Here is a 24753-nt window from a genome sequence, read left to right as displayed (position 1 = left end):
CTCGCAGCTGTGGGATTTCATTTATAATTCCGTTTTATCCTACCAAATCTTTTATTACATCCGCTACCGTCTCCATCTGTTCTGCCCGGTAAGCGTTACTCCCACAAAAGACAAGACCTTCTTCCGTCTTTCCCTGTGCCGACGAAATCAGTGCTTTGGTAATACAATAGGGGATGGTTTTTTTGTCGCATTTATCCAGACAATCATAGCAATGCTCCAGTTGAAACGGTGTATTCGCAACGTTTTGCAAAAAAGAGTTTTTAATCGCTCTCCCTGGCATTCCAACCGGACTTTTAGTTATGACTACATCTTCTTTTTCCGCCTGAATATAGGCCTGTTTAAATTCTTTTGGTGCATCGCATTCGACTGTAGTCACAAACCGGGTTCCAACCTGAACCCCATCCGCACCAAGGTCTAGCTGGTGCATCACGTCCTCATGGGTATAGATTCCCCCTGCCGTTACAACCGGAATTACCTTATTATATTTCTCTCCATACTCCTTTACCAGCCGGATGATGCCTTTTATTTCCTCATCATAATCTACCTGATTATAAGTTTTATCTACATTCTCCGTATCCGCACCTAGCTGAGTAAGATGGTCTCTGCTAAACCCAAGATGCCCTCCAGCAAGCGGTCCTTCGATGACAACAAGATCTGGCGCTTGATGATATTTACGATCCCACATCTTGCAGATTACCATGGCAGATTTAACCGTTGAAACGATGGGCGCAATCTTTGTTTTTAGTTTGATCCCTGCTTCTTCCGCAGCTTCTGCTACATATTCTGGAAGACCTATGGGAAGACCGGCACCGGATATAATTAAATCCGCTCCCGCTTTAACTGCTTTTTTTACATAACTAGCATAATTTTTAGTCGCAACCATAATGTTAAATCCAATGATCCCATCGGGGGCCAGCTCTCTGGCCTTTTTCATTTCTTCCCCAATTGCCCGCAGATTGGCTTCTAAAGGATTCTTTTTAAAATCAGGTTCCCGAAATCCAATTTGGGCGGTGGAAATAATACCAATGCCACCTTCCTTTGCTACCGAACCGGCTAAAGAGGATAGGCTAATTCCTACCCCCATACCGCCCTGGATGATCGGATGATTTGACACAAGATCGCCTATTACCAAAGGTTTTAATATTCCCATTACATTCTCCTAAATCTATCATATCTTTGATTTTTAAGTTCCTCTTCCGTCATGGGAAGATAAGCTGCCAGAAATTCTTTTATGGCTCCAGACATTTCTTTGGAAATCTCAGGAAGATTCTCTGCGCAGGCAGGCTCTTCTTCTCCAATAATTCGCTCAATCAGTCCCAAATCCATTAAGTCTTTCGCTGTTATTTTCATAACTTTCGCTGCATCGTTTGCTTTTTTGCTGTCTTTATACAAAATAGAGGCAAAGCCTTCTGGAGAAAGAATGGAATAAATGGAATGTTCCATCATCCAAACTTCATTCCCCACAGCCATCGCAAGTGCGCCACCGCTTCCGCCTTCTCCAATTACAATCGAAAGGACTGGAACGGTTAAATCAATCATTTCAAACAAATTGCGTGCAATGGCTTCTCCCTGTCCTCTCTCTTCCGCTTCCAGACCGCAAAATGCTCCCGGCGTATCCACAAAACAGATAATTGGACGTTTAAAGCATTCTGCCTGTTTCATTAACCGAAGTGCCTTCCGATAACCTTCCGGAGAGGGCATCCCGAAATTCCGTTTGATATTATCCTTGGTATTCTTTCCTTTTTCCTGACCGATTACCGTAACAGGAAAACCATGAAAAGATGCGATTCCACCAATAATGGCACCATCCTCTTTATAATACCGATCTCCAGAAAATTCCATAAAATCATCAAATAATGCTTGAATATAATCCGAAGCCACAGGACGGTTTGCATTTCTAGATAATAAGACCGTATCCCAAGGACTTCTTTTGTTTTTCCTCTGCCAAAAACTCTTCTTTTTTCCACCTTCTTCTTTGGATTTCTCCAAGTTATCCACACAATCATTGAAAGAAGGGTGGGAAGTATGGAGCATTAAGATAGAAGAGAGGACTTCTTTCATCTCTTGTCTTGGAACTATTTTGTCAATAAACCCGTGTTCCAAAAGAAATTCCGCTCTTTGAAATCCCTCTGGGAGTTTTTGTCCAATGGTCTGTTCTATAACACGGGGGCCTGCAAACCCAATCAATGCCCCAGGTTCTGCTAAAATTATATCTCCAAGCATTGCGAAGCTAGCCGTAACACCGCCCGTGGTTGGATCTGTGAGTACACTGACATAAAGCTGCCCAGCTTTATGGTGACGTTTTAAAGCTGCAGACGTTTTGGCCATCTGCATCAAAGATACAATTCCCTCCTGCATTCTGGCACCGCCAGAACAGGCATATAAAACCACTGGAAGTTTTTCTTCCGTAGCCCGTTCCACTGCCCTGGCAATCTTTTCTCCGACTGCATATCCCATGCTGCTCATAATAAACCTGGCATCACAAACACCAATCACAGCCTTTTGTCCATTGATTTCGCAAATGCCTGTGACAATGGCTTCGGACAGTCCCGTCTTTTCTCGAATGGCAGTTAGTTTCTTTTCATATCCAGGAAAATCCAGGGGATTTTTAAATTCTATTTCTTTATCCCATTCTAAGAACGTACCTGCGTCCGCAATCATCTCAATTCTACGATATGCATGAACCCGGAAATACCCCTTACATTTGGGACATATATAATAATTACATCTTACATCTTCCGCATAAATGGGCTGACCACATTTGTTACATTTCTTCCATAGACCTGCCGGTATATTTGGTTCGTCTATTTTATCTGGATTGTTGTATTTGCTGTCAATCAGGGTGTAGGTTTTCTTGAACATACTTTTTAACATGTGATTTACTCCTTTCCCTGTTTACCGAACATAATCCGGAAAATATTTTGGTATAAAATCTGTATCCACATCTCCATTTTGATAACTCTCATGGCTTAGTATATCAAACTGAAAATCTACATTGGTTTCTATTCCCTCTATAATCAATTCCCCAAGTGCACTTCTCATTTTAGAAATGGCTTCCTTACGATCTTTGCCATGAACAATTAGTTTCATTAACATGGAATCATAGTTTGCCGGTACCTGATAGGAACTGTAAATATGGGTGTCAATTCGTATTCCATTTCCACCAGGTACGTGAACGTTTTTTATCACTCCCGGGCAGGGCATAAAATTCTTTGCCGGATTTTCTGCATTAATCCGACACTCGATGGCATGACCACGAATGATGATATCCTTTTGGGAAACTCCCAAAGGTTCTCCAGCTGCAATTCGGATCTGTTCTTTGATTAAATCCAACCCAGTTACCATCTCTGTTACCGGATGTTCTACTTGGATGCGAGTGTTCATCTCCATAAAATAAAAGTTTTTATCTTTATCCAGTAAAAATTCAATCGTACCTGCATTTACATATCCCACTGCTTTTGCCGCACAAACAGCCACTTCTCCCATTCGAGAACGAAGTTCTTCGGAGATTGCCGCTGAGGGGGATTCTTCTAGAACCTTCTGGTGACGTCTTTGAATGGAACAGTCTCTTTCGCCTAGATGAATCACGTTTCCATACTGATCCCCTAGGATCTGTATCTCAATGTGTCTTGGTTTTTCAATGCACTTTTCAATGTACATTGTATCATCGGAAAACCCTTTCACCGATTCCATTTGAGCATTCTTAAAGTTTCCTTCAAAATCCTCCACGCCTCTTGAGATTCTCATCCCTTTGCCACCGCCGCCAGAGGAAGCCTTAATCATCACTGGAAATCCGATTTTTTCTGCCATGGCTTTTGCTTCACCTACCTGGTGTACGGCTTCTTTTCCACCCGGCACCACAGGAACTCCTGCTTCTATCATGGTTTTTCTAGCTTCTGACTTATTCCCCATCTTGGTTATAATATCAGCATCTGGTCCGATGAATGTGATGTTACATTTTTTGCAAAGGTCTGCAAATCTGGCATTCTCCGAAAGAAATCCAAAACCAGGATGTATGGCATCTGCTTTCATGGCAACTGTTGCGGTAAGAATCCGCTCCATATTTAAATAGCTTTGAGTGGAAGAGGCTGGACCGATGCAAACCGCTTCGTCTGCTAACAGTGTATGGAGACTGTCTTTATCTGCTTCTGAGTATACCGCAACAGTCTTAATCCCCATTTCCCTGCAGGCTCTTATGATTCTCACGGCTATTTCACCGCGGTTGGCTATTAAAATCTTATCAAACATAGACATCCACCTATCCAATCATAAACGTCAGTTGTGCACTGGCCGCTACTTTTCCGTCAACCGTCGCAACCGCAGTTCCTACCCCAACGGGACCTTTTCTTTTAATGATTTCACATTCCAATTTTAATCGATTCCCAGGAATTACTTTCTTCCTGAATTTAGCCTTATCAATTCCACCAAAATAAGCAATTTTTCCCTTGTTTTCTTCTAGGCTTAATATAGCAATTGCGCCAACCTGAGCCAATGCCTCAAGGATTAAAACACCAGGCATAACCGGTTCCTCTGGAAAATGTCCCCGAAAAAAAGGTTCATCAAATGTAACACATTTGTAGCCCATCGCCTTAACCCCAGGCTCTAATTCTTCTATGCAGTCCACCAGTAAAAATGGGTGTCTATGTGGAATAATTTCTTGAATTTCTTTAATTCCTAACATCATTTCACTCTCCTTATGTTCAAAAGAGAGGTCCCATCCTGGACCCCTCTTTATTTTTTTCGTCTAATGGATACGGAACAGAGGCTGACCGTACTCTACCACGTCTTCATTTCCAACCAGAACCGCTTCAATTATGCCATCGTATTCAGATTCAATCTCATTCATCAGCTTCATCGCTTCGATGATTCCAAGTGTTTGACCCTTTTTAACCGAATCTCCTACCTTAACAAAGGCTTCACTTTCAGGTGACGAAGAGTGATAAAATGTCCCAACCAAGGGGGAAGAGATTACTTTATCTGAATCGATTTCATTCGTTTGCTCTGTTTTATATGTTTCTTGTAATTGTTCTACTGATTCAAGTTTTACTGTTGGATAGGAGTGTTCCTCGCTTGCCATAACTGCAGTTACCTGCTTTTCTTTTTTAATGGAAAGTCTTAGATCACCATCTTCTAGTTTAAAGCTAGTGAGGTCATGCTCTGTAACCGCCTGCATCAGCCTGATCATATCATTTATTTCCATAAAAACCTCCTACTGTTCAAACTTTTTTACCACAATACTGGCATTGTGACCGCCAAATCCAAGAGAATTGCTTATGGCATAATTAACATTACAGTTGATTCCTTCGCCCTTAGTGTAATTTAAATCACAACCTTCCCCTTCTTCTAAAAGTCCGGCTGTGGCATGAACAAATCCATCTTTTATGGATTTGACGCAAGTAATAAATTCCACACCACCAGCCGCACCGAGTAGATGACCGATCATGGATTTGGTAGAATTTATTTTTACATTTGATGCATGATCGCCCAAGGCAGCTTTAATTGCAATGGTTTCAAACAAATCATTGTGATGGGTACTGGTTCCATGTGCATTCACGTAATCAATGTCATTGGGTGTAATTCCAGCATCTTTTATCGCTTCTACCATGGCCCTCGCCGCACCACTTCCGTCCTCTGCCGGTGACGTAATGTGAAACGCATCACAGGTTGATCCATAACCAACCATTTCCCCGTAAATAACTGCATTTCTCAAGCGAGCATGCTCTAGCTCTTCTAGAACCACGATACCTGCTCCTTCCCCCATTACAAAACCACTTCTATCCTTATCGAATGGAATGGACGCACGCATTGGGTCATCGGAAGTAGTCAGTGCCGTAAGTGCCGTAAACCCAGCCACGCCGATTGGCGTTATACTAGCTTCTGCACCTCCTGCTACCATCGCATCCGCTTCCCCATACTGGATGGAACGGAACGCTTCTCCTATGGAGTGAGTTCCGGTGGCACAGGCGGTTACCACATTGATCGATTTTCCTTTTAAGCCGAACTGTATCGCCACATTGCCTGCTGCCATATTCGATATCATCATAGGAACCAAAAGGGGATTTACTCTGCCTGGTCCACGTTCCAGAAGTTTTTTATGTTCCCGCTCTAAGGCCTGCAGACTTCCGATTCCGGAACCCACACTGACCCCCACACGAAAAGGATCTTCCTTTTCCATGTCAATGCCTGACATTAAAAGTGCTTCTTTGGACGCTGCAACTGCAAAATGAACGAAGCGTTCCATACGCTTAGCTGACTTCGGATCCATATATTCCTTTGGATCAAACTCCTTTACCTCTGCCGCTAATTTTGCTTTATATTCTGTTGGATCAAATTGTGTGATCGGTCCAATTCCAACCTTCTTTTCTTTTAATCCATTCCAAAAGCTTTCCACATTATTTCCAATGGGGGTAATTGCCCCCATACCGGTAACTACAACTCTTCTCTTCATACCATTTTCTCCTTTCCGCAAGGGGGGTTCTTACATTGCCATACCACCGTCTACACTGATCACCTGGCCTGTGATGTAACCAGCTTCTTCCGAAGCCAGAAACGCTACTGTTTCCGCTACCTCATCTGCAGAACCAAACCGTTTTAATGGAATTTGATCCAAAGAAGCAGCTTTTACAGCGTCAGAAAGTACTTCTGTCATATCTGTCTGAATAAATCCAGGAGCCACTGCATTTACTGTAATTTGGCGACTTGCGGCTTCTCTTGCAAAGGATTTGGTTAAACCGATCACACCTGCTTTCGCCGCACAGTAGTTGGCCTGACCTGCATTCCCAAGGATTCCTGATACAGAAGAAATGTTTATAATCCTTCCGCCTCTTTGCTTGATCATCTGTCTTGACACATGTTTCATACAATTGAAAACACCTTTTAAGTTGGTTTGAATTACCGCATCAAACTCATCTTCTGACATCTTCATAAGTAGATTATCTCTTGTAATTCCTGCATTGTTTACAAGAATATCCAGTTTTCCGTAACTTTTCACAATATCGCTAATAAAGGTACCGGCCCTTTCATAATCTGTCACATTACACTGAACGGCTTTCGCATTCCCACCCTTATCGATGATTTCATCTACTACTTCCAGCGCCTGTTTCTCAGAGCCGTTATAATTAACGATAACCATAGCTCCAAGAGAAGCCAGCTTCTTTGCAATGGCACGCCCGATTCCTCTGCTTGCCCCGGTTACCACAGCAATTTTACCATCTAACATATTGGTCTCCTTCTCTGTCATAAACTGAATAGCTTTTCTATATCTGATAATTTCTCTATATTAAAGACTCTTACATCTCTTTTCATCTTCTTTATGAATCCAGCCAAAGTCTTCCCAGGACCGATTTCTATAAATGTATCCACTCCATCCGCCAGCATAGCTTCCACACTCTGCTGCCAACGCACGGAAGAGGATACCTGTTTTTTTAGAAGAGGCTTTACCTCATTTTCATCGGATACATACGTTGCGGTTACATTGGAAACATAAGGAATGATTGGTGGATTTAACTTAACCCCTTCCAAAACTACGCCCAGTTTTTCCCCTGCTCCAGTCAGAAGTTTTGAGTGAAATGGTCCACTGACATTTAGTAAGATGGCCCGTTTGGCTCCAGCTTCTAAAAGCCTTATATTTGCTTCTTCCACCGCCTCTTTTTTTCCTGAAATAACGATCTGTCCTGGACAATTATAATTAGAGATTGAAACATCTTCAATCTCGTCAAGAATTTCTTCAATCTTAGATGCATCCAATGCAAGGATGGCAGACATGGCACCCTCGCCAGCTGGTACTGCTTCCTGCATAAAAATACCTCTTTGTCTTACGGTTAAAATAGCATCCTTCTCATCCATAACACCGGAGGCAGCGAGTGCACAATATTCTCCCAGACTTAATCCTGCCGTTACATCCGGTTTTATTCCAGTTTTTTCTTCCACTACCCGCATCATGGCAATCCCCGTTGTCACCATGGCCGCCTGCGTATATTCCGTAATATCCAACTGATCGTTTTTTACAAAACAAAGGTCGGGTACGGAAAATCCAAGCAAATCGGATGCCATATCATAAATTTCTTTTCCAATGGTTGTTTGTTCATAAAAATCCTGGCCCATTCCACATGTTTGTGCACCCTGTCCTGGGAAAATAAATGCAATCTTGCTCATACTCTTTACTCCTCTTTAACGGCCAAGAAGTTTCTCAGCCTGTTCCATCATCTCTTCTATCATTTCCTTACAGGTTTGTTCTTTACTCACCATACCTGCAATCTGTCCGGCCATTACCGTGCCGTTTATTACATCACCTTCTAAAACCGCTTTCCGAAGCGTGCCAAGGGTCAAATACTCCAGCTCTTCAAAGGACTTCCCTTCTTGTTCCAGCTTTACATAGCCCCTGGTCATCTGGTTTCGTAAACTTCTCACTGGATGTCCATGGTTTCTTCCTGTGACTGCAGAATCTATATCTTTTGCCTTCATAATCCTCTGTTTGTAATTATCATGTACAATCGATTCCTTGGAGACAACAAATCTAGTTCCGATCTGAACCGCTTCCGCCCCCAGCATGAAGGTGGCTGCAATTCCTCTTCCATCGCCAATACCACCAGCTGCAATGACTGGAATACTTACTGCATCTACAACTTGAGGAACCAGTGTCATGGTTGTCTGTTCTCCAATATGTCCCCCCGATTCACACCCTTCTGCCACAATGGCATCTGCACCATATCGCTCCATTCTCTTAGCAAGCGCAACTGAGGCCACAACAGGAATTACCTTGATCCCTGCTGCTTTCCACATTTCCATATATTTCTCCGGATTTCCGGCACCAGTGGTAACCACTTTAATGCCCTCTTCCACAATCACCTTTGCTACTTCTTCTGCATGGGGACTTAACAGCATTACATTGACACCAATGGGTTGATTGGTCAACGCTTTTGCCTTGCGAATCTCATCTCTAACCACTTCACCGGGTGCATTGGCACCACCAATCAGTCCAAGACCTCCGGCCTCGGAAACGGCTGCCGCCAAATTATGTTCCGCTACCCAAGCCATTCCACCCTGGATAATCGGATGTTTCACTCCCAAAAGATCCGTAATTCTGGTTTTCATTACGCTTCCACGCCCTTTGCTTTTAAATAGTCCATAACTGCTTTTACTGTTGTTATTTTTTCAAGATCCTCAGATGGAATTTCAACTGAATACTCATCTTCCAACGCCATAACAAGTTCAAATAAATCAAGAGAATCAGCTCCAAGATCCTCTTTAAAAGATGATTCTGCGGTGATAGTCTCAGCTCCTACATTTAACTGCTCTGCGATAATTTCTTTCATTTTTTCTAACATTTTCTAATCTCCTTATCATCTTCTTTAATTTAATATTATATGCTATTACTTTGATTTTCAAAGTATTAGTCCGATCATTACCACTCCAAAAGAGTGGCGCCCCAGGTCAGTCCTGCGCCAAAACCGGCTAGAACAATCTTATCGCCCCGGATTAGTTTTCCATCCTGGTTCATCTCGTCTAGCAACAAAGGAATGGAAGCTCCCGATGTATTTCCATACCATTCTAAATTGGTAGGAAATTTCTCCATGGGTACTTTTAACCGCTTTGCAATGGATTCAAAAATCCGGTAATTTGCTTGATGCAGAACAAAATATTTTATTTCACTGATATCGGTTTGGCTTTCCTTAAGAACCTTATTGATTGCTTCCGGTACCTTTTTTACTGCAAATCGAAAGACTTCCTGCCCATCCATAGACATAAATCCAAGTGTAGGCTTTTGTTGTGTCAGAAAGTTATCTGTCGTTCTACAAGGACATTTTAATACGTTCCCTCTACTTCCGTCCGATCCCAAGGTCATATGAAATACGCCGGTTTCTTCCGCACGAACAACGACTGCTCCTGCTCCATCTCCAAACAAAACACATGTATTTCTATCATCCCAGTCAATCAATTTACTTAAAGTATCCGCCCCAATGACAAGACCTGTCTTATAGATTCCAGATTGAAAGAAACTATATACTGTATTTAGCGCATAAATAAATCCAGAACAGGCTGCACTGATATCAAAAGCAATTGCTTTTGTAGCTCCAATCGCCTCCTGAACTTCACAGGCCCCACTTGGAAAGCAGTGATCCGGAGAAGAAGTCGCCAGAACAATCACATCTAGTTCCTGTGGAGATATCCCTGCACTCTCTAGCGCTTTTTTTGCTGCCTGGATTGAAAGATAGGAGGTTCCTGTATCCGAATCCGCAATCCGTCTTTCCTGAATACCAGTTCTCGTTCGGATCCATTCATCATTGGTATCCACGATCTTTGCAAGGTCATCATTGGTTATCACCTGTTTAGGAACCGCTGAACCTGTTCCGATTATTTTTGTAGTCATAAATTCCCCCATTCATGCCGCAATCCGTCAAAAATGCAAAACGATCGCTGCATGCTGCGTTGAATTGTTATATCAATCAAATATTTTGAATATCAAAGTAATTTTATAAAATTTCATACAAAATGTCAAGACAATTTTTATTTTTCACTGTTTAGCAACGTCTGATAGACCTCTCTTTTGCTGATGCCCCGGTCCTTTGCAACCATACGCATAGCATCTTTTCGAACAATCCCCTGGCTTTCATACTGCTTCATATGTTCCTCCATAGGTATTTCATCAAATGACTTATTTTTTTCTTCCTGTATTTCTTTAATGGATTTACCTTCCACCACAATAACACACTCTCCTCTTGGAGCCTCTTGCTCATACCGTTTCATCGCTTCTATGAATGTCGTCTGATAGACCGTCTCGTAGCGTTTGGTCAATTCCCGGCAGATAGTGATGTTACGATCTCCCAATGCATCGTGAAGTTCTTTCAACGTCCTTAACAGACGGTGAGGTGCCTCATATAGGATGATTGTCCTGGTTTCTGATTTTAATTCCTCTAAAACCCATTTCTTTTCCTTTTTATCCGTTGGTAAAAATGCTTCAAAACAAAAACGTCTCGTTGCCATCCCAGATAGAGTTAACGCCGTAATACAAGCCGCTGGGCCAGGCAGGGAAGTCACTGAAATATTTGCTTTGTAACACTGTAAAACCAGCTCTTCTCCCGGATCAGAAATCCCAGGTGTTCCTGCATCCGTTATCAAAGCCACCGTGACACCCTGTTTCATCTGTTCTACCAGATATTTTGCTTTATCAATTTTATTATACTCATGATAACTGGTCATAGGCGTCTTGATTTCATAATGATTTAATAGCTTAATGCTGTGTCTGGTATCTTCTGCTGCGATCAAATCAACCTGCTTTAAAGTCTCAAGTACCCGTAATGTAATATCCTCAAGGTTTCCTATGGGAGTCGCACATAAATATAATTTTCCAAAAATTTCTTCCACTTTATCTTCTCCCGATCCGATCTGTCTCATTCTTCTCTTTTCCATCTAGTATCCATAAATCTGATAAATCTCATCAGTATATACACCTGGTTCCTTGTATACCACTACTGGTGCTTGTACTTTTATCATGGATTTTCCACCCCGCACCGCCTCAATTAAAACCATATTGGCTTCTTTCTCTATATAAGGATGAACCATCTTCATACGCTTGGGTTCCAAACAGTAGGTCTTTAATGCAGTAATAATTTCTATCAGCCTATGGGGTCTGTGAACCATATAGAAACGTCCACCTGGTCGAAGCAGCTTCGCTCCTTCTCTTGCCACATCATCAAGGGTACATAACACTTCATGACGTGAAATAGCCTTGGGTAAATCGGGATTTTTAAGCCCATGTGCATCATTCATATAAGGTGGATTGGTCGTTACTACGTCAAAGGAAGCCGCACCAAATAAACGGCTAGCTTCCTTAATATCACCCTCAACAATTGATATTTTATCTTCCAAATGATTTAGTAATACACTTCTTTTGGCCATATCTGCCACTTCTTTTTGAATCTCAAGCCCTGTATAATGACTTCCCTGATTCTTTGCCTCTAACAACATCGGAATGATCCCAGTTCCGGTTCCCAAATCAATCGCCTTTTCCCCAGGCTTTACTGCTGCAAATCCAGAAAGAAGAACTGCATCCATACCAAAACAAAAACCTTCCTGATTCTGTATAATCTGATATCCGTTTCTTTGAAGATCATCAATCCGCTCATTGTCCTTTAATTTAATTGTCATCTATCTTTGATTTTCCCTCTTTTTTCTCAAGAGCTTCCAGTTCCTTTAACTCCGCATCTGCGACGTGATTCTTTTCTTTCCGACGTCTGGGGCGGAATTTAAGCTGTTCCACCTTATATTCCCGAATCTCTTTTTCATCCTTTATGTTAACTACCACTTTCACTAACTGTCTTAAAACACTAACGGAGTGTACCTCACCCTTTAAGCCTTCATCTGTAGTAACATAATCCCCTACATTCGGCAGCTTGCTATTAAGTTCTTCATACGTTTCTTCTTCGTTCTTCAGACAGCACATCAATCTGCCGCAGACACCTGATATTTTCGTAGGGTTTAAGGAAAGATTCTGTTCTTTTGCCATCTTAATCGATACTGGAATAAACTCTGATAGATAGGAGTGACAGCATAACGTCCGCCCGCAGATCCCAACGCCTCCAACTATCTTCGTCTCATCCCGCACACCAACCTGGCGAAGTTCAATTCTAGTTTTAAAAACAGATGCCAGATCTTTTACCAATTCTCTAAAATCAATCCGTCCATCCGCCGTAAAATAAAACAATACTTTATTATTATCAAAGGTATATTCCGCATCAATTAACTTCATCAAAAGACCGTGCTTTTTGATCTTTTCTTTGCAGATTACAAATGCATCTTTTTCTTTCTCATGGTTCTTATTCTCCACTTCACTGTCTGACGGTGTGGCCATCCGGATTACAGGTTTTAAAGGCTGAACGACCTTCTCATCCTCTACTTCCCGACTTCCTAAAACCACGTAACCATATTCAATTCCTCTGGCAGTCTCAACGATCACATGATCTCCGGCTTTTACTTCCAGATTCGTGGGATCAAAGTAATAGATCTTTCCAGCGTTACGGAATCTGACACCAATTACATTTATCATCGATTAGTTCTCCTTCATTACAAGCAGCATGAGTTCCATTGCCAGTTCCATATTTACATTGGCATTCAGACGGATTCTTGCCTTATCGATTGCCTGTAAGATCAGCTCAACACCTTCATAAGCACTGGCAGCACTCATCTCTTTTATTGTATTAAATTCTTCCTTAAAGACCAGAAGATTAATATCCTGAGTTACCTTATACATTAAGACATCCCGGTACCAAAGCTGCATAAAATCAAGACAGTCATAAAGATCCTGGTTGTCATCCTTTATCTTCTTAATGTAGTACAAAAGTTCCATAATATCCATCTCCTTTAGATGCTTTAACATCTGGAGAAGATCCCCATGCATTGTCTGAAATGCTTCAGATGATGCAAGATGAATGGCACGTCCCAAATTTCCTCTGGCAAATGCACCATATATTTCCGCCCGACTCTCCGCGATTCCAAGAGTTTTTGACAAATAGGTACTCACCACCGAATCTTTTAATGGCTTTAATTTTAACTGTACGCATCGGGATAATATGGTTGGTAGAAAAGCTTCCTGATTGGTAGTAAGCAGAATAATAATCGCATATGAGGGTGGTTCCTCAATTGTCTTTAGAAGAGCATTCTGCGCCTGAACTGTCATCTTTTCCGCTTCATCCACAATATATATTTTATAATAACTGCTGTAGGGACGTATCATAATAGTGTCATGCATCTGTTGCCTGATATCATCCACCCCTATGCTATTTGGTTTCTCATGATTGACAAACAAAAGATCTGGATTGTTCCCACTCATTACCTGTTTGCAGGCATGGCACTGCATACACGGTTCACTCATTCCTTTTTCACAAAGCAAAGTCATGGCAAATGCGTGAGCCAGAGATTTTCTTCCCATCCCCGCTTCACCAGTCAGAATGTATGCGTGAGAAACACGTTTGAACTTAATTGCTTTTTGTAAATGTTCCTTGATTCTCTCATGACCGATAATATCTTGAAATCCTGGCATAGAGACACCCCCTATCGCTGTTGTCTAACCTACTTTCTAAACTTTTTAATTAAGAGAATAAGCTACCCCAATTATAACATAGAAGTTTTCCCATCACAAGAAAGAAGTATTGGCAAATACATTATGAAGAAAAACCTCCAAATGTTCCCCATGAAAGCAATGTCCTCCCTCCCATACATCATGGAATATATGATCTTCTTTCTCGAACAAACGATAGGCTCTTTTTATTATATCCAGTTGTTCGTACACGTTTTCCATTCCCCGTTTTCCATTTAGATGATCAGATTTTGCAGATTGAACCATCAAATGCCTGGGCGCCAACAACGCACCGATATCCCCCATATCTACGTGTTCCCATAGATGTGGAACGTAATTACAACTACAATTTCCATTTAACCGTAATAGAGAATCCTGGTACCCATAGAGATATCCACTGATAATTACCGTTTTAATCCGGTCGTCTAGTGCGGCCAGCCAGAGTGTCTGCATCCCTCCACCAGAAAAACCAATACAGCCAATGTTTTTTTCATCCCATTCACCCCGTTGTTCTACATAATCAATTAGTCTCATCAAATCCCAAGTACACATCCCGATGACCGTCATACCCAGAGGCTCAGCCATATGTGCCAATTCAAAACAAGTGGAATTTAAAAAATCATGTTCATCCTCCCCTTGTAAAGACGCCTCTCTTCGCTCCCCAAAACCACGACAATCTGGGCACAGTGCTACATACCCTAGTTTCGCCATCTTAAGACCATAATCATAATGAAAAAACTCGATTTTTTCTTCGACTGCAGGAATTTCTCTTACCCCAGCTACCGAGTATTTTCCGCCTCCCTGGTGTCCCGGAGGAGCCAGAAAACAGATTTGTTTTTCTGTTCCTTTTTTTGGTGGAATCAGGATATAAACCGGCATATAGACACCTGGTTCCACTGTAATTAATACCTTTTCCCGTATAATTCCATCTTCGATTTCTATCCGTTCCAAACACTGCGGATGTAAGGGGCTGTGTTCCATCTGATGAAGTCCGATCAGATCGGTTAATCTTTCTCTTACAAATTGTTTCCAATTTTCAAAGTCTTTTAACGTTTCTGCACAAAATCTATCCTTTCTTCCCCTCTCCTTCATACGTTTGATCAAAGATTCCTCACATGTATAGAACTTAGAAATAGCAATTGTCCTTTTTATCTGATTCATTTTATTCCATGCCTCCATTTTCTAAAAAGTTGGATACGTTTTAATATGAAAAACCGGCACAGGTTCCTATCCCCTGTGCCAATCTTTTTTTATCTATTGATTTGATTTTAAAAACCGACTATGCTGGTCTTGTCTTACTTTTAAAAGATCTTGCAGTCCCATATTATTAAGAGTGGACAGATAAGAATCAAAGCTGTCTAGATCGGTGGTACCTGTAATAAATGCCACATTCATCTCTTCTACATAAGTCGTTATGTCTACCAAATACTGAGAAATCACATTCTGTTCCTCTGTCGTAGAATAGATAAATGGCCAAGGTGCACGTGAATACTCCATAAGTTCTTTGTCTATTGCTACATGCCAATTTGGTAATAACACATCGGTCGCCTCCACAGACTGCTGAGACGGGAGACACCCTGCGTTAATTCCCAATTGCTGGAGCCAGTTGTTATCCGATGCCTTTTTTGTATACTCTTTTTTCCCGTCAGAGGAAATGGTATAACTTTCTCCTTCAATTCCCCATACATAACTGTCCTGAGATTCTTCTCCCATTGCATAATCCAAAAACTTAATTGCTAACAAAGGATTTTTGTCAGCTGTACTGATCCCAAAGATTTTAGAAATTGGATTTCTGCTAAGATAATACCCTTCCTCTTCTCCGGACAGAGGTGGAATGCCTGCCATAATTCCCTTTTCTCCCGTATATTCCGGATACTGCTTGCTATACAGCTGTGACATCTGCCAACTAAAATCAAAGGTAACTCCGGTCATGTTTTTGGCACAACGTTCTGTTATCTGATCTCGGGTAAGGGAAGTATATTCTACTTCCAATAATCCTTCTGAGTAAAGCTTATTTAAAAAAGTAAGATACTTTTTGTACTTGTCTTTTTCTGCTGCGGAATAGTGAACCGTTCCATCCTTATCTGCATAAAATCCATCCACCAGATTAAGACCAAACGCTGACCCAAACATATATGGGAGCTTTTCTGCTTCAATACTAAGTGGAATTTCATCTGTGGCATCTCCATTCCCATTCATATCATGATCCCGGAAAGCTCGGAGGACCTCCACAAATTCATCTAGTGTTTTCGGAACGGATAATCCAAGTTGATCCAGCCATTCCATATTCATAATAATACATGGCTGATAATTATCCGTAACCGCTGTTTGAGGAACATAATAAATATGACCGTCATCTGCCGTTAAACTGGCTTTTATCGTTGGGTTTTTGTCAAGAAACTTCTTATAATTTGGCATATAATCCATGTATTCGTCAAGTGGATAAAATAAGCCGGCATTAATATAATTCATATTTTCATCAAAATCTGGAAGTTCAACAATATCCGGTAAATCAGAACCAGACGCCAGCATTGGTCTTACACTGTCTTCATAGTTCGTTGGAGATACTAAAGTCCAGTCAATAGACACCCCTGCACGAGATTCAATATTCTTGATGATTTCTGCATTTGCATAATCCACGGTTGAATACCAGGAATTTAGTGCCAGGATGCTTACTTTCGCATCTTTCGTATTGGTAACTGGTCCTTCCCCTGTGTAATTGTATTGCGCTTCCTCTCCTTCTAACGGATCTTTTGCTGTTTCTTTTCCAGTTCCTACGCATCCCACCATACTAGATAACACCATAAGTGCCGACAGTACTACACCACCAAACCGTAACATTTTTTTCATTTTAAACCCTCCTTATTTTATATATAATCAAGCATGATTATCCTTTCACTGCCCCAAGCATTGTACCTTTAACCAGGTATTTCTGAATAAATGGGGTAATACAAACAATTGGTATCATGGAAAGTACGATGCAGACATATCGGATCTGAATCGTGGACTGCGCGGCTGCACTTGCCGCCATGGCATCGCCCGAAGACTGCATGATTTCTGAAGATGCCATCAAAAGAATTCTACGCAAGAATAACTGAAGTGGCTGTAAATTTTGTTTTCCTATGTAAAGAAGTGCACTAAAGAAATCGTTGTAACGGGCCACTGCATAATACAGGGTTAACACCGCAAGGGTTGGCTTAATCAGCGGAACTGCTATTTTTGTTAATATCTGTAGATCATTGGCTCCTTCTAAATAAGCACTTTCAAACAATTCTTCAGAAATCCCTTCAAACGCAGAGCGGCATATCATTACATTATAAGCACTGACTAAAACCGGCAAAATCATCGAAAGGCGGCTGTTATATAAACCAAGCCCTGTAACCACAAGATACATGGGGATCAGTCCCCCGGAAAAATACATCGTAAATGCAAGTAAAAAATTTAGTTTTCTTCTCAAAAAAAATTGTTTTCTTGATAACGGATAAGCGGCTAAACAAGTAAATATAAGATTTAAGACGGTTCCAGTGATGGTATAATATAAGGTATTTCCATACGATACCCATAAATCCTTATAGCCCATAACCATTTTATAAGTCTCTAGATTGATATCCACGGGGAGAAAGGTTACCAGTCCTCGATTCACCGATTCCCCAGAACTCAATGAAATACTCACTACATAAATAAATGGATAAAGGGTGATACACACTGCTACGATAATAAGAATCCAGATGCCAATATCAAACAATTTATCCGTCAGACACTCATTCTTAAACTCCACCCAGGTACTTTTTTGCTCCATAATCCTTCTCCTTACCATATTGACGTTTCTGTTAGTTTCTTACTGAACCGGTTAGCCAAAAATACAATTGAAAATCCAATCAAAGAATTAAAAAGTCCTACGGCTGTTGCATAACTGTAATTTTGGTTTCCAATTCCTTGCCGGTACACATAGGTGGAAATTACATCTGCGGTTTCATAGATCCCAGAATTATAAAGGAGATATACTTTTTCAAACCCTACATTCAAAAGATTTCCCATGGACATAATTAGTAGCAGCATAATTGTTGGTTTAATGCTTGGTAGCACCAGATATCGAATGGTCTGAACTTTACTGGCTCCATCAACTTTCATTGCCTCATAAAGTTCTGGGCCTATTCCCATTATCGCCGCCACAAAAATAATGGAATTAAACCCAAACGTCTGCCATGACCCAGAAATTACATAAAGAGAACGAAACCATTTGGGCTCACCTAAAAAATTAATAGCCGTCCCTCCTACCCGTTCAATCAGCTGATTGATAATTCCATTGGATGGAGATAAAAAGTTGGTAATCATCCCACAGATTACAACGGTGGAAATAAAAAATGGTAAGTAAGTAATTACCTGTGTCCCCTTTTGCAGAATTTTATTTTTAACCTGTGTAATACAAAGTGCAAAAATAATTGGAATTGGAAAACCAAAGATTAAAGAATAAAACGATAGTAAAAATGTATTTCGAATCAGTCGAAATGCATAGGGCGACTGAAAAAATTGAATAAACCATTTTAAACCTACATACTTCCCCGTAAAAATCCCCATCATTCCATTCCCTGGTTTGAATTGAGTAAAAGCCATAAAAAGTCCCGTCATGGGCAAATAGGAAAAAATAAGAAAATAGAAAAATACAGGGATAAACATCAAGATTAAATATTTATCCCGTTTTACATTCTTAATAAAAAGTTGCTTTTTCTCATCCTTACTCCAATTTCGATTGAAAGTCCCTGCTCCCTTACCAGCATTTTGTTTCATTTTGTCTTTCCCTTCTCTCTACTGTGTTTATATTAAAATTGTACACTTTGTATTAAAATAATAATAGATTCATATTTTTTTGTATATTTTACCATCAAAAAATGAATGGATCAAAAAAAGAGTTGTATTTATCGTCTTTTTTTGATCCATTCATTGTTTTTAACCATACTTTTTGTTTATATTTTTATTCGTCTATACATACATTCTCTATGCGATAATCACTGGGGTTCGTTTCCATAATAGACTTAAAATTTCTACGAAAGGTTAAAATATTGGTATAGCCGCATTCTTCGGCAATTTTTTCTAGAGATAACTTGGTTGTCTTAAGTAAGTATACTGCATGATGAATTCTACGTTCCTGCACATATTTTAAATAGGTCACCCCAAACCTATTTTTCACCAAGGTGGTAACGTATTTACTACTTACAGAAAAATGATCCGAAATATGGGTTAGAGACAGGTCTGGATTTTTATAGTTTTGATTCATGTAGTCAATTAATTCCACTTCAAGGTTTAATAGTTCTTCCCTTCCTTCTCCCAGTGTTTCTACTTCATCTAGAAGTTCCTTTACCAACTCTTCGTAATAGGAAATAACTTCCTCCATTGGGCGATAGGACGGACATTTGTCTAGTTTCCTTCCTGTCAACCCGTATTGATCTCCTACCGACTGGATTGCCTTTACCACCGTGATATACAGTTCACTTAGAAGAAGCTGCCCTGCAAATACAGAATGATCAAAATCATTTCCATTCTTACTTTGTATTTCTTTTAAGAAATGATTTACCCCTTCCCTATTCCTATCCTTAATTTCTTTATTCAGCTGCTTCCCGCCATCCTTAGGAAAATAATAATTCATAGAAAATTCCAAGCTAGACTCATAAAAATAGATGAAACCTCTTCCCTCCCATAAGATTTTCTCCAATGCCAACAATGCGTTTTCACAAGATCTACTTAATTCGCTTAGCTCATCCCGTACTTCGTCGGCTCCAATGGTAATCACAAAATCCTGGCCCAACTGCGTTTGCAGGATTTCAAAAAATTCATACAGGCGATCTTCCAACCGTTCCCCATTATCACTATTAAAAATCAGATATATGTGATGTATATCCTTTTCATAGTATAGAATCTTTAAGTCATCCCCAGACTCTTTTCCCGCCAGTTCAATGACCTCTTTGATGATTCGTTTCGTATTTTCCTTAGAATCTCGTGATTTGTAAGTATAAAAGAGATCCACCACAGCAGTTAAAAAAAACATTTTTTTAAGTTCAATATAATTCTTTACATATTCCATCTTTTTGATCTCATCATCATTATACATAATAAGACTATGTAATAACCCCTGACTTGCATAAGGAGAAATGGAATGGACCTGTTCCATATAGCCATTTCGTTCGCCTACAAGAGCTCGTACATCCGAAACAATTCCCTCCTGTTCATTTTTGCCATCTTTTCTCCCTTTTCCAACTAACTGCTGTATCTTTACATATGGAGAGGAATACCGATACGCAAAAAAATAAGCAAGTAAGAGATAACAAATACAAATAAGAATCCCCAAAAGCAGCGCCAAGGAGCCTAAATCTTGAAAATCAAATCCAAACATCTGATTATCTGCTGTTATTTCATATGTAATCGATGGATTAAATCTAGAGACTTGTTTAAATGTGTGTCCACCCCTCTTTCCACTTTCAATTACGGGATTCCCCTGATCGTATACAACGTAACCAGATACCTCACCGGCGGCAGATGCTAATAATTTATCTATCTTCTCACTCTCAAACAGTACGCAGATCCCCCCTCGTTCAGAACCAGCTCCATACTGATATTTACTACTATAGATAAAATAGTTTTTATAAAATATAAGCTGGTTATTATCCAAACTTAATAATTGATTCAAATTAGTAACTGCCATTGGCTTTATCTCATTCGATGAGAAGTTCATAAAATCAGAAAGTAAGATGACCTCGTTACTCGTATAAATCTTATCATAATCATTTAATATTATAACGATATCATAAATATTAAGATTATCTCCTGCCGCCTTCTGCGAACTAATATCATTTAACACTTGATAAAGAAGATAAGAGTCTATGGAACGGTCCATCCGTACCGTAAGATAAAGCTTATTAATCAAAGAAGATGTATTAATATTGGAAACAATTTTCTGTGCACTATAAATCTGCTGATCCATTGCATTGGCAAATGCCTGAACTTTTGTATTATAATACTGTGTTGCTTGTTGTTTTTTTACGTTCAATGACTCGAAAGTAACCATTGCTGAATATGCAAAAAAGCTTAAAAGTATAATCAAGCAATAAGAAAAAAACATATTTTTAAAAAATCTGCTCTTTCGAGCTACATAAGAATTAATACTTGTCTCCACCACACGCAACCCTCTTTATTTCAGTTTCTTTTTACCCCAAATATAACCTTCTAATTTGCATTAATTACCGATATAATTTCATTGAGACATTGTTCCAATTCTTGATTTTCAAATCTCCTGTCAATTTCACATCGTTTTAGTATCTCTTCCTTAAAATCCACTTCATCTGCTAGAAACCTTCGACACAACTCTTTATATTTTGGTACTTTCTGGTTGTTTTCTCGTTTTAATGCTCGTAGCAGTCTTTCCCCATCTTCTACTTCGATATATAACGGCACCAGGTTCTCTTTACCTAAATATTCTCGCGTCATCTCATAAGATTCCAGTGTTCCAATCATTAAATATTTAATTTTACCTTCCAGATTAAACTGTCCGTCATCGACTGTAAAATACGTCCATGGTCCATATACGGTTTCATATGTTCTTTCCTCAATAATCTTATTCTCCTTGCGGAATTCATCTCTCTTCCTATCGGTAGTAAAATGGTACTCCATTCCTTCTTTTTCCCCATCCCGTATGGGTCTTGTTGTATATAGAATTATTTTTTTTAATTCTGGAAGTCGTTCCAATAATTTTTTGTATATGGTATCCTTCCCCGTTGCACTTTTTCCCATCACATAATAAATTTTACTCATATAATCTACTCCACACCGTTTTTAATTTTATAAAACTACTATTTTTATAATGTTCCTAATTGCTGCCTGTCTTTGATAACTTCTCACTTGACTACTTTTCTACAACGTAAAGAAAATCAGCCGTTTCATCTTCCATCCCTTGTATCATAAGATTCTGCTTTTTATAGAATTTTATCTGTTCTACTATTTCTTTGCTTAGAATTTCACCTGGTGTTACAATTGGGATTCCAGGGGGATAAACATACACAAATTCCGTTGATATTCGATCAACGGTTTGCTCTAATAAAACCCTTGTTCTGGTCTGGTCCATGGCTTCTGCAATCGTCAGAGGACACTCCGATTTACTGATTGATAATATTTTTCGATTTGAATTGATTCGATCTTTATCTGCTTTCTTGGTTTTTTCATCAATCTGGCTCATTGCTTGTACTAATCTGTCAAACCCTTCCTTTGTATCCATCAGAGTCGTAATTGCAGTTATAGAATCAGAACTGCACATTTCCATCTCCAGATGATACTCACTTCTTAATATGTCCATTAACTCTTTTCCTGATAAGCTAGTATTCCTTGTGGATATAATAATTTTAGATGGATCTAGATCAAATATTCCGTTCCTAAGATCTACGCTTCGTCTCAAAAGTTTAAAATGATCTAATCTAGATAACTGGTCTCTTAACCTAGCAAGATTTATGGAAAAATCCTTCATCTTCTGCATTCCTTCTCCAGTCATAAAACGAATGCAGTTTTCTATTCCAGCAAGTAGAACATAGGAAGGACTACTGGTCTGATACATCTGTGTGTAGCGATTTAATTTTCCTATATCAACATAACCTTCTTTCACGTGCATGATCGCCGTCTGAGTAAAGGATGGCAATGTTTTATGAAGACTTTGAATGACCACATCAGCTCCACATTCAATTGCGGATACTGGAAATCCATCGTTTTTTCCAAAAGGAAAATGAGCTCCATGTGCTTCATCCACGATCAAAGGGATTTGAAAATTATGAACAATTTTTGCAATTTTCTCTATGTCCGATACTACGCCATCATAGGTTGGAGATACAATTAGTACGGCCTTTATTTCCGGATGGTTTATCAACATTTTCTCAACAGTTTCTGGAATTAATCCACTTTGTACCCCGAATTCTTCTATCATATGTGGATAAACATACTCCACCTGCAACTGATTGAGGAAAACACCATGAAATACGGATTTATGGCAATTCCTACTAACTAAAATCGTTCCTCCATGAGGTACTGTGGCACTGATAGCACTTAAAATACCACAGCTGCTTCCATTCACCAAATAATAAGAACGATCACTTCCATATATGCTAGAAGCCCAGTCCATAGATTCTTTCAAAATCCCCACCGGATTATGAAGATTATCAAACCCTTCTATTTCTGTTAAATCAATGGAATATGGATTTGGAAATTCTCTCCCAAAACTGCACCCATATTGTCGCTTATGTCCAGGCATATGAAACGGGTAAAAATCTGTTTTTCCATACACTTCTAATTTCTTAAGCAGGTTCGGTGGTTGATTCATTTTCCTTTCCCTTCCTCTTTTATCTTACCATTTAATCATTTAGATTAATGTCGAATTATAACTAATTTTAGCTCTTACAGTATAGCATTTTTATCCTGGCTTTACAATTTTTTAACTCAGGGTTATAATTATATTTTGGTGATTTAAAAGGAAGGGATAAGAGCATGAGAAAAATAGAATTTAAAATGGAACGCCCAGGTCTGGTGAAAGCTGGAGATGAAGTTAGAATCATAGAACGAGAGGGAACCAGCAGCTACAGTTATATCATTGATCCGGCTGTCGCCATGTCTGGCTGTTATGTGGGTCGTGATCGCTTAATCTCTGATCATGGCTTCGTAATTGAAGTCAAACACAATGACCGGGGATATTACGTCATCGTTGAATTCGATGAATAATTAATAAAACAATTAAAAAAAGCCTTGAAACATCACTGTTTCAAAGCTTGTCCTGAGACACCGGGGATTCGAACCCCGGACAACTTGATTAAAAGTCAAGTGCTCTACCACCTGAGCTAGTATCCCATATGCCCAGAGCCGGAATCGAACCAGCGACACGAGGATTTTCAGTCCTCTGCTCTACCAACTGAGCTATCTGGGCGTATGTACCTACATGTACACCATTCGCTAAAAATACCAACAAAAATTGCGGGGGCAGGATTTGAACCTGCGACCTTCGGGTTATGAGCCCGACGAGCTTCCAGACTGCTCCACCCCGCGCTATTTAATTGTATGCGGCAATCAATGATTTGATTACCAAATGGATGGAGATGGATTCGAACCATCGAAATCGTCGATAACAGATTTACAGTCTGCCCCCTTTGGCCACTCGGGAACCCATCCATATTTAATTCTGATACAAGCCGATGATCGGACTCGAACCGATAACCTGCTGATTACAAATCAGCTGCTCTGCCAATTGAGCCACATCGGCACAAATCTCTTCATGTATAGCATTTGCATATAGAATGGGACCTATAGGGCTCGAACCTATGACCCTCTGCTTGTAAGGCAGATGCTCTCCCAGCTGAGCTAAGATCCCATAAGCAAATTTTGTTACTAAACGACCCGGATGGGATTCGAACCCACGACCTCCGCCGTGACAGGGCGGCGCTCTAACCAGCTGAGCCACCAGGCCAAAACTATTAGAAGGTGTTACACATACCCTCAAAACCACACATTGTTATATATCTATTCATCCGTAATCTCTACCTAAACCAACTTGGTTAAGCCCTCGACCTATTAGTGACAGTCAGCTACACATGTTGCCATGCTTCCACCTCTGCCCTATCTACCTCGTCGTCTTCAAGGGGTCTTACTCTTGCGATGGG

At 40.1% G+C, this 24753-nt stretch carries 23 protein-coding genes, 7 tRNA genes and 1 rRNA gene; 1 reads left to right on the top strand and 30 read right to left on the bottom strand.

The annotated features are described in order from the left end of the window. Positions 1–34: 34 nt before the first annotated feature. From EFT72_RS15745 to EFT72_RS15640, 22 genes are all read right to left on the bottom strand, one after another. Positions 35–1150: a nitronate monooxygenase family protein gene (locus tag EFT72_RS15745; protein ID WP_124067871.1), complete on the bottom strand. Its 1116-nt coding sequence runs from the start codon at positions 1148–1150 to the stop codon at positions 35–37. Then, positions 1150–2874 carry an acetyl-CoA carboxylase carboxyltransferase subunit alpha gene (locus EFT72_RS15740; protein ID WP_124067870.1) on the bottom strand — a complete coding sequence of 575 codons (1725 nt, stop codon included), beginning with the start codon at positions 2872–2874 and terminating at the stop codon, positions 1150–1152. The genes EFT72_RS15745 and EFT72_RS15740 overlap by 1 nt, the downstream gene beginning before the upstream one ends. Before the next feature lie 21 nt (positions 2875–2895). Continuing rightward, positions 2896–4248: an acetyl-CoA carboxylase biotin carboxylase subunit gene (locus EFT72_RS15735; RefSeq protein ID WP_124067869.1), complete on the bottom strand. Its 1353-nt coding sequence runs from the start codon at positions 4246–4248 to the stop codon at positions 2896–2898. Positions 4249–4258: 10 nt separating this feature from the next. Next, positions 4259–4684: a 3-hydroxyacyl-ACP dehydratase FabZ gene (gene fabZ, locus EFT72_RS15730; RefSeq protein ID WP_206426666.1), complete on the bottom strand. Its 426-nt coding sequence runs from the start codon at positions 4682–4684 to the stop codon at positions 4259–4261. Between the two features lie 60 nt (positions 4685–4744). Next, a complete protein-coding gene (accB, locus tag EFT72_RS15725) occupies positions 4745–5200 on the bottom strand; it encodes an acetyl-CoA carboxylase biotin carboxyl carrier protein (RefSeq protein ID WP_124067868.1) in 456 nt (151 codons plus the stop codon). A gap of 9 nt (positions 5201–5209) precedes the next feature. Then, positions 5210–6448: a beta-ketoacyl-ACP synthase II gene (fabF, locus tag EFT72_RS15720; RefSeq protein ID WP_124067867.1), complete on the bottom strand. Its 1239-nt coding sequence runs from the start codon at positions 6446–6448 to the stop codon at positions 5210–5212. 30 nt (positions 6449–6478) lie between these two features. Beyond that, positions 6479–7219, bottom strand: a complete 741-nt coding sequence (gene fabG / locus EFT72_RS15715; protein ID WP_124067866.1) for a 3-oxoacyl-[acyl-carrier-protein] reductase — start codon at positions 7217–7219, stop codon at positions 6479–6481. Positions 7220–7236: 17 nt separating this feature from the next. Then, positions 7237–8154 (bottom strand): ACP S-malonyltransferase, encoded by a 918-nt coding sequence (gene fabD, locus EFT72_RS15710; RefSeq protein ID WP_124067865.1) that lies wholly within the window; start codon positions 8152–8154, stop codon positions 7237–7239. A 15-nt stretch (positions 8155–8169) separates the two neighbouring features. Further along, positions 8170–9093 carry an enoyl-[acyl-carrier-protein] reductase FabK gene (gene fabK / locus EFT72_RS15705; protein ID WP_124067864.1) on the bottom strand — a complete coding sequence of 308 codons (924 nt, stop codon included), beginning with the start codon at positions 9091–9093 and terminating at the stop codon, positions 8170–8172. Further along, entirely contained in the window at positions 9093–9326 is a 234-nt protein-coding gene (gene acpP / locus EFT72_RS15700; RefSeq protein WP_124067863.1) for an acyl carrier protein, read from the bottom strand. Before acpP ends, fabK begins: the two co-directional genes overlap by 1 nt. Before the next feature lie 77 nt (positions 9327–9403). Beyond that, complete coding sequence (locus EFT72_RS15695) at positions 9404–10369, bottom strand: beta-ketoacyl-ACP synthase III (RefSeq protein WP_124067862.1); 966 nt, start codon at positions 10367–10369, stop codon at positions 9404–9406. Positions 10370–10506: 137 nt separating this feature from the next. Then, on the bottom strand, positions 10507–11355 hold the full coding sequence (rsmI, locus tag EFT72_RS15690; RefSeq protein ID WP_206426669.1) for a 16S rRNA (cytidine(1402)-2'-O)-methyltransferase: 849 nt from the start codon (positions 11353–11355) through the stop codon (positions 10507–10509). 54 nt (positions 11356–11409) lie between these two features. Continuing rightward, entirely contained in the window at positions 11410–12147 is a 738-nt protein-coding gene (locus EFT72_RS15685; protein WP_124067861.1) for a tRNA1(Val) (adenine(37)-N6)-methyltransferase, read from the bottom strand. Then, positions 12137–13045 (bottom strand): stage 0 sporulation family protein, encoded by a 909-nt coding sequence (locus EFT72_RS15680; protein WP_124067860.1) that lies wholly within the window; start codon positions 13043–13045, stop codon positions 12137–12139. The genes EFT72_RS15685 and EFT72_RS15680 overlap by 11 nt, the downstream gene beginning before the upstream one ends. 3 nt (positions 13046–13048) lie before the next feature. Then, entirely contained in the window at positions 13049–14038 is a 990-nt protein-coding gene (gene holB / locus EFT72_RS15675; RefSeq protein ID WP_124067859.1) for a DNA polymerase III subunit delta', read from the bottom strand. A 93-nt stretch (positions 14039–14131) separates the two neighbouring features. After that, entirely contained in the window at positions 14132–15235 is a 1104-nt protein-coding gene (locus tag EFT72_RS15670) for an alpha/beta hydrolase family protein (RefSeq protein WP_243110037.1), read from the bottom strand. Positions 15236–15328: 93 nt separating this feature from the next. After that, the gene (locus EFT72_RS15665) at positions 15329–16924 is read right to left on the bottom strand and encodes an extracellular solute-binding protein (protein ID WP_164473187.1); all 1596 of its coding nucleotides are present in this window, start codon (positions 16922–16924) and stop codon (positions 15329–15331) included. Positions 16925–16961: 37 nt separating this feature from the next. Next, positions 16962–17873, bottom strand: coding sequence for a carbohydrate ABC transporter permease (locus tag EFT72_RS15660; protein ID WP_124067858.1), 912 nt, complete (start codon positions 17871–17873; stop codon positions 16962–16964). 11 nt (positions 17874–17884) lie between these two features. After that, positions 17885–18862, bottom strand: coding sequence for an ABC transporter permease subunit (locus EFT72_RS15655; RefSeq protein WP_124067857.1), 978 nt, complete (start codon positions 18860–18862; stop codon positions 17885–17887). 184 nt (positions 18863–19046) lie between these two features. After that, positions 19047–21245 carry an AraC family transcriptional regulator gene (locus EFT72_RS15650; RefSeq protein ID WP_124067856.1) on the bottom strand — a complete coding sequence of 733 codons (2199 nt, stop codon included), beginning with the start codon at positions 21243–21245 and terminating at the stop codon, positions 19047–19049. 47 nt (positions 21246–21292) lie between these two features. Further along, a complete protein-coding gene (locus EFT72_RS15645; RefSeq protein ID WP_124067855.1) occupies positions 21293–21877 on the bottom strand; it encodes a guanylate kinase in 585 nt (194 codons plus the stop codon). 91 nt (positions 21878–21968) lie between these two features. Then, positions 21969–23426, bottom strand: coding sequence for an aminotransferase class I/II-fold pyridoxal phosphate-dependent enzyme (locus EFT72_RS15640; RefSeq protein ID WP_124067854.1), 1458 nt, complete (start codon positions 23424–23426; stop codon positions 21969–21971). 164 nt (positions 23427–23590) lie between these two features. Here EFT72_RS15640 and EFT72_RS15635 point away from each other — a divergent pair, with 164 nt between their 5' ends. Then, positions 23591–23821 (top strand): hypothetical protein, encoded by a 231-nt coding sequence (locus EFT72_RS15635; RefSeq protein WP_124067853.1) that lies wholly within the window; start codon positions 23591–23593, stop codon positions 23819–23821. 53 nt (positions 23822–23874) lie between these two features. On the opposite strand, the gene EFT72_RS15630 is transcribed toward EFT72_RS15635, so the two are convergent. From EFT72_RS15630 to EFT72_RS15595, 8 genes are all read right to left on the bottom strand, one after another. Further along, positions 23875–23947: transfer RNA gene (locus EFT72_RS15630), tRNA-Lys, on the bottom strand. Between the two features lie 3 nt (positions 23948–23950). Beyond that, positions 23951–24023: transfer RNA gene (locus tag EFT72_RS15625), tRNA-Phe, on the bottom strand. A 45-nt stretch (positions 24024–24068) separates the two neighbouring features. Next, positions 24069–24142, bottom strand: a tRNA-Met gene (locus tag EFT72_RS15620). Positions 24143–24183: 41 nt separating this feature from the next. Next, positions 24184–24265: transfer RNA gene (locus EFT72_RS15615), tRNA-Tyr, on the bottom strand. Positions 24266–24283: 18 nt separating this feature from the next. Beyond that, a tRNA-Thr gene (locus tag EFT72_RS15610) sits at positions 24284–24356 on the bottom strand. Positions 24357–24391: 35 nt separating this feature from the next. Further along, a tRNA-Val gene (locus EFT72_RS15605) sits at positions 24392–24464 on the bottom strand. A gap of 22 nt (positions 24465–24486) precedes the next feature. Next, a tRNA-Asp gene (locus EFT72_RS15600) sits at positions 24487–24560 on the bottom strand. An 84-nt stretch (positions 24561–24644) separates the two neighbouring features. Beyond that, positions 24645–24753: ribosomal RNA gene (locus tag EFT72_RS15595) — 23S ribosomal RNA — on the bottom strand; the annotation flags it as partial.

The sequence above is a fragment of the Clostridium sp. E02 genome (assembly GCF_003833015.1).
Taxonomy (GTDB): domain Bacteria; phylum Bacillota; class Clostridia; order Lachnospirales; family Lachnospiraceae; genus Lacrimispora.
The sequence above is the reverse complement of the archived record's forward strand: the minus strand, read 5'-3'. Positions and strand labels throughout refer to the sequence as shown.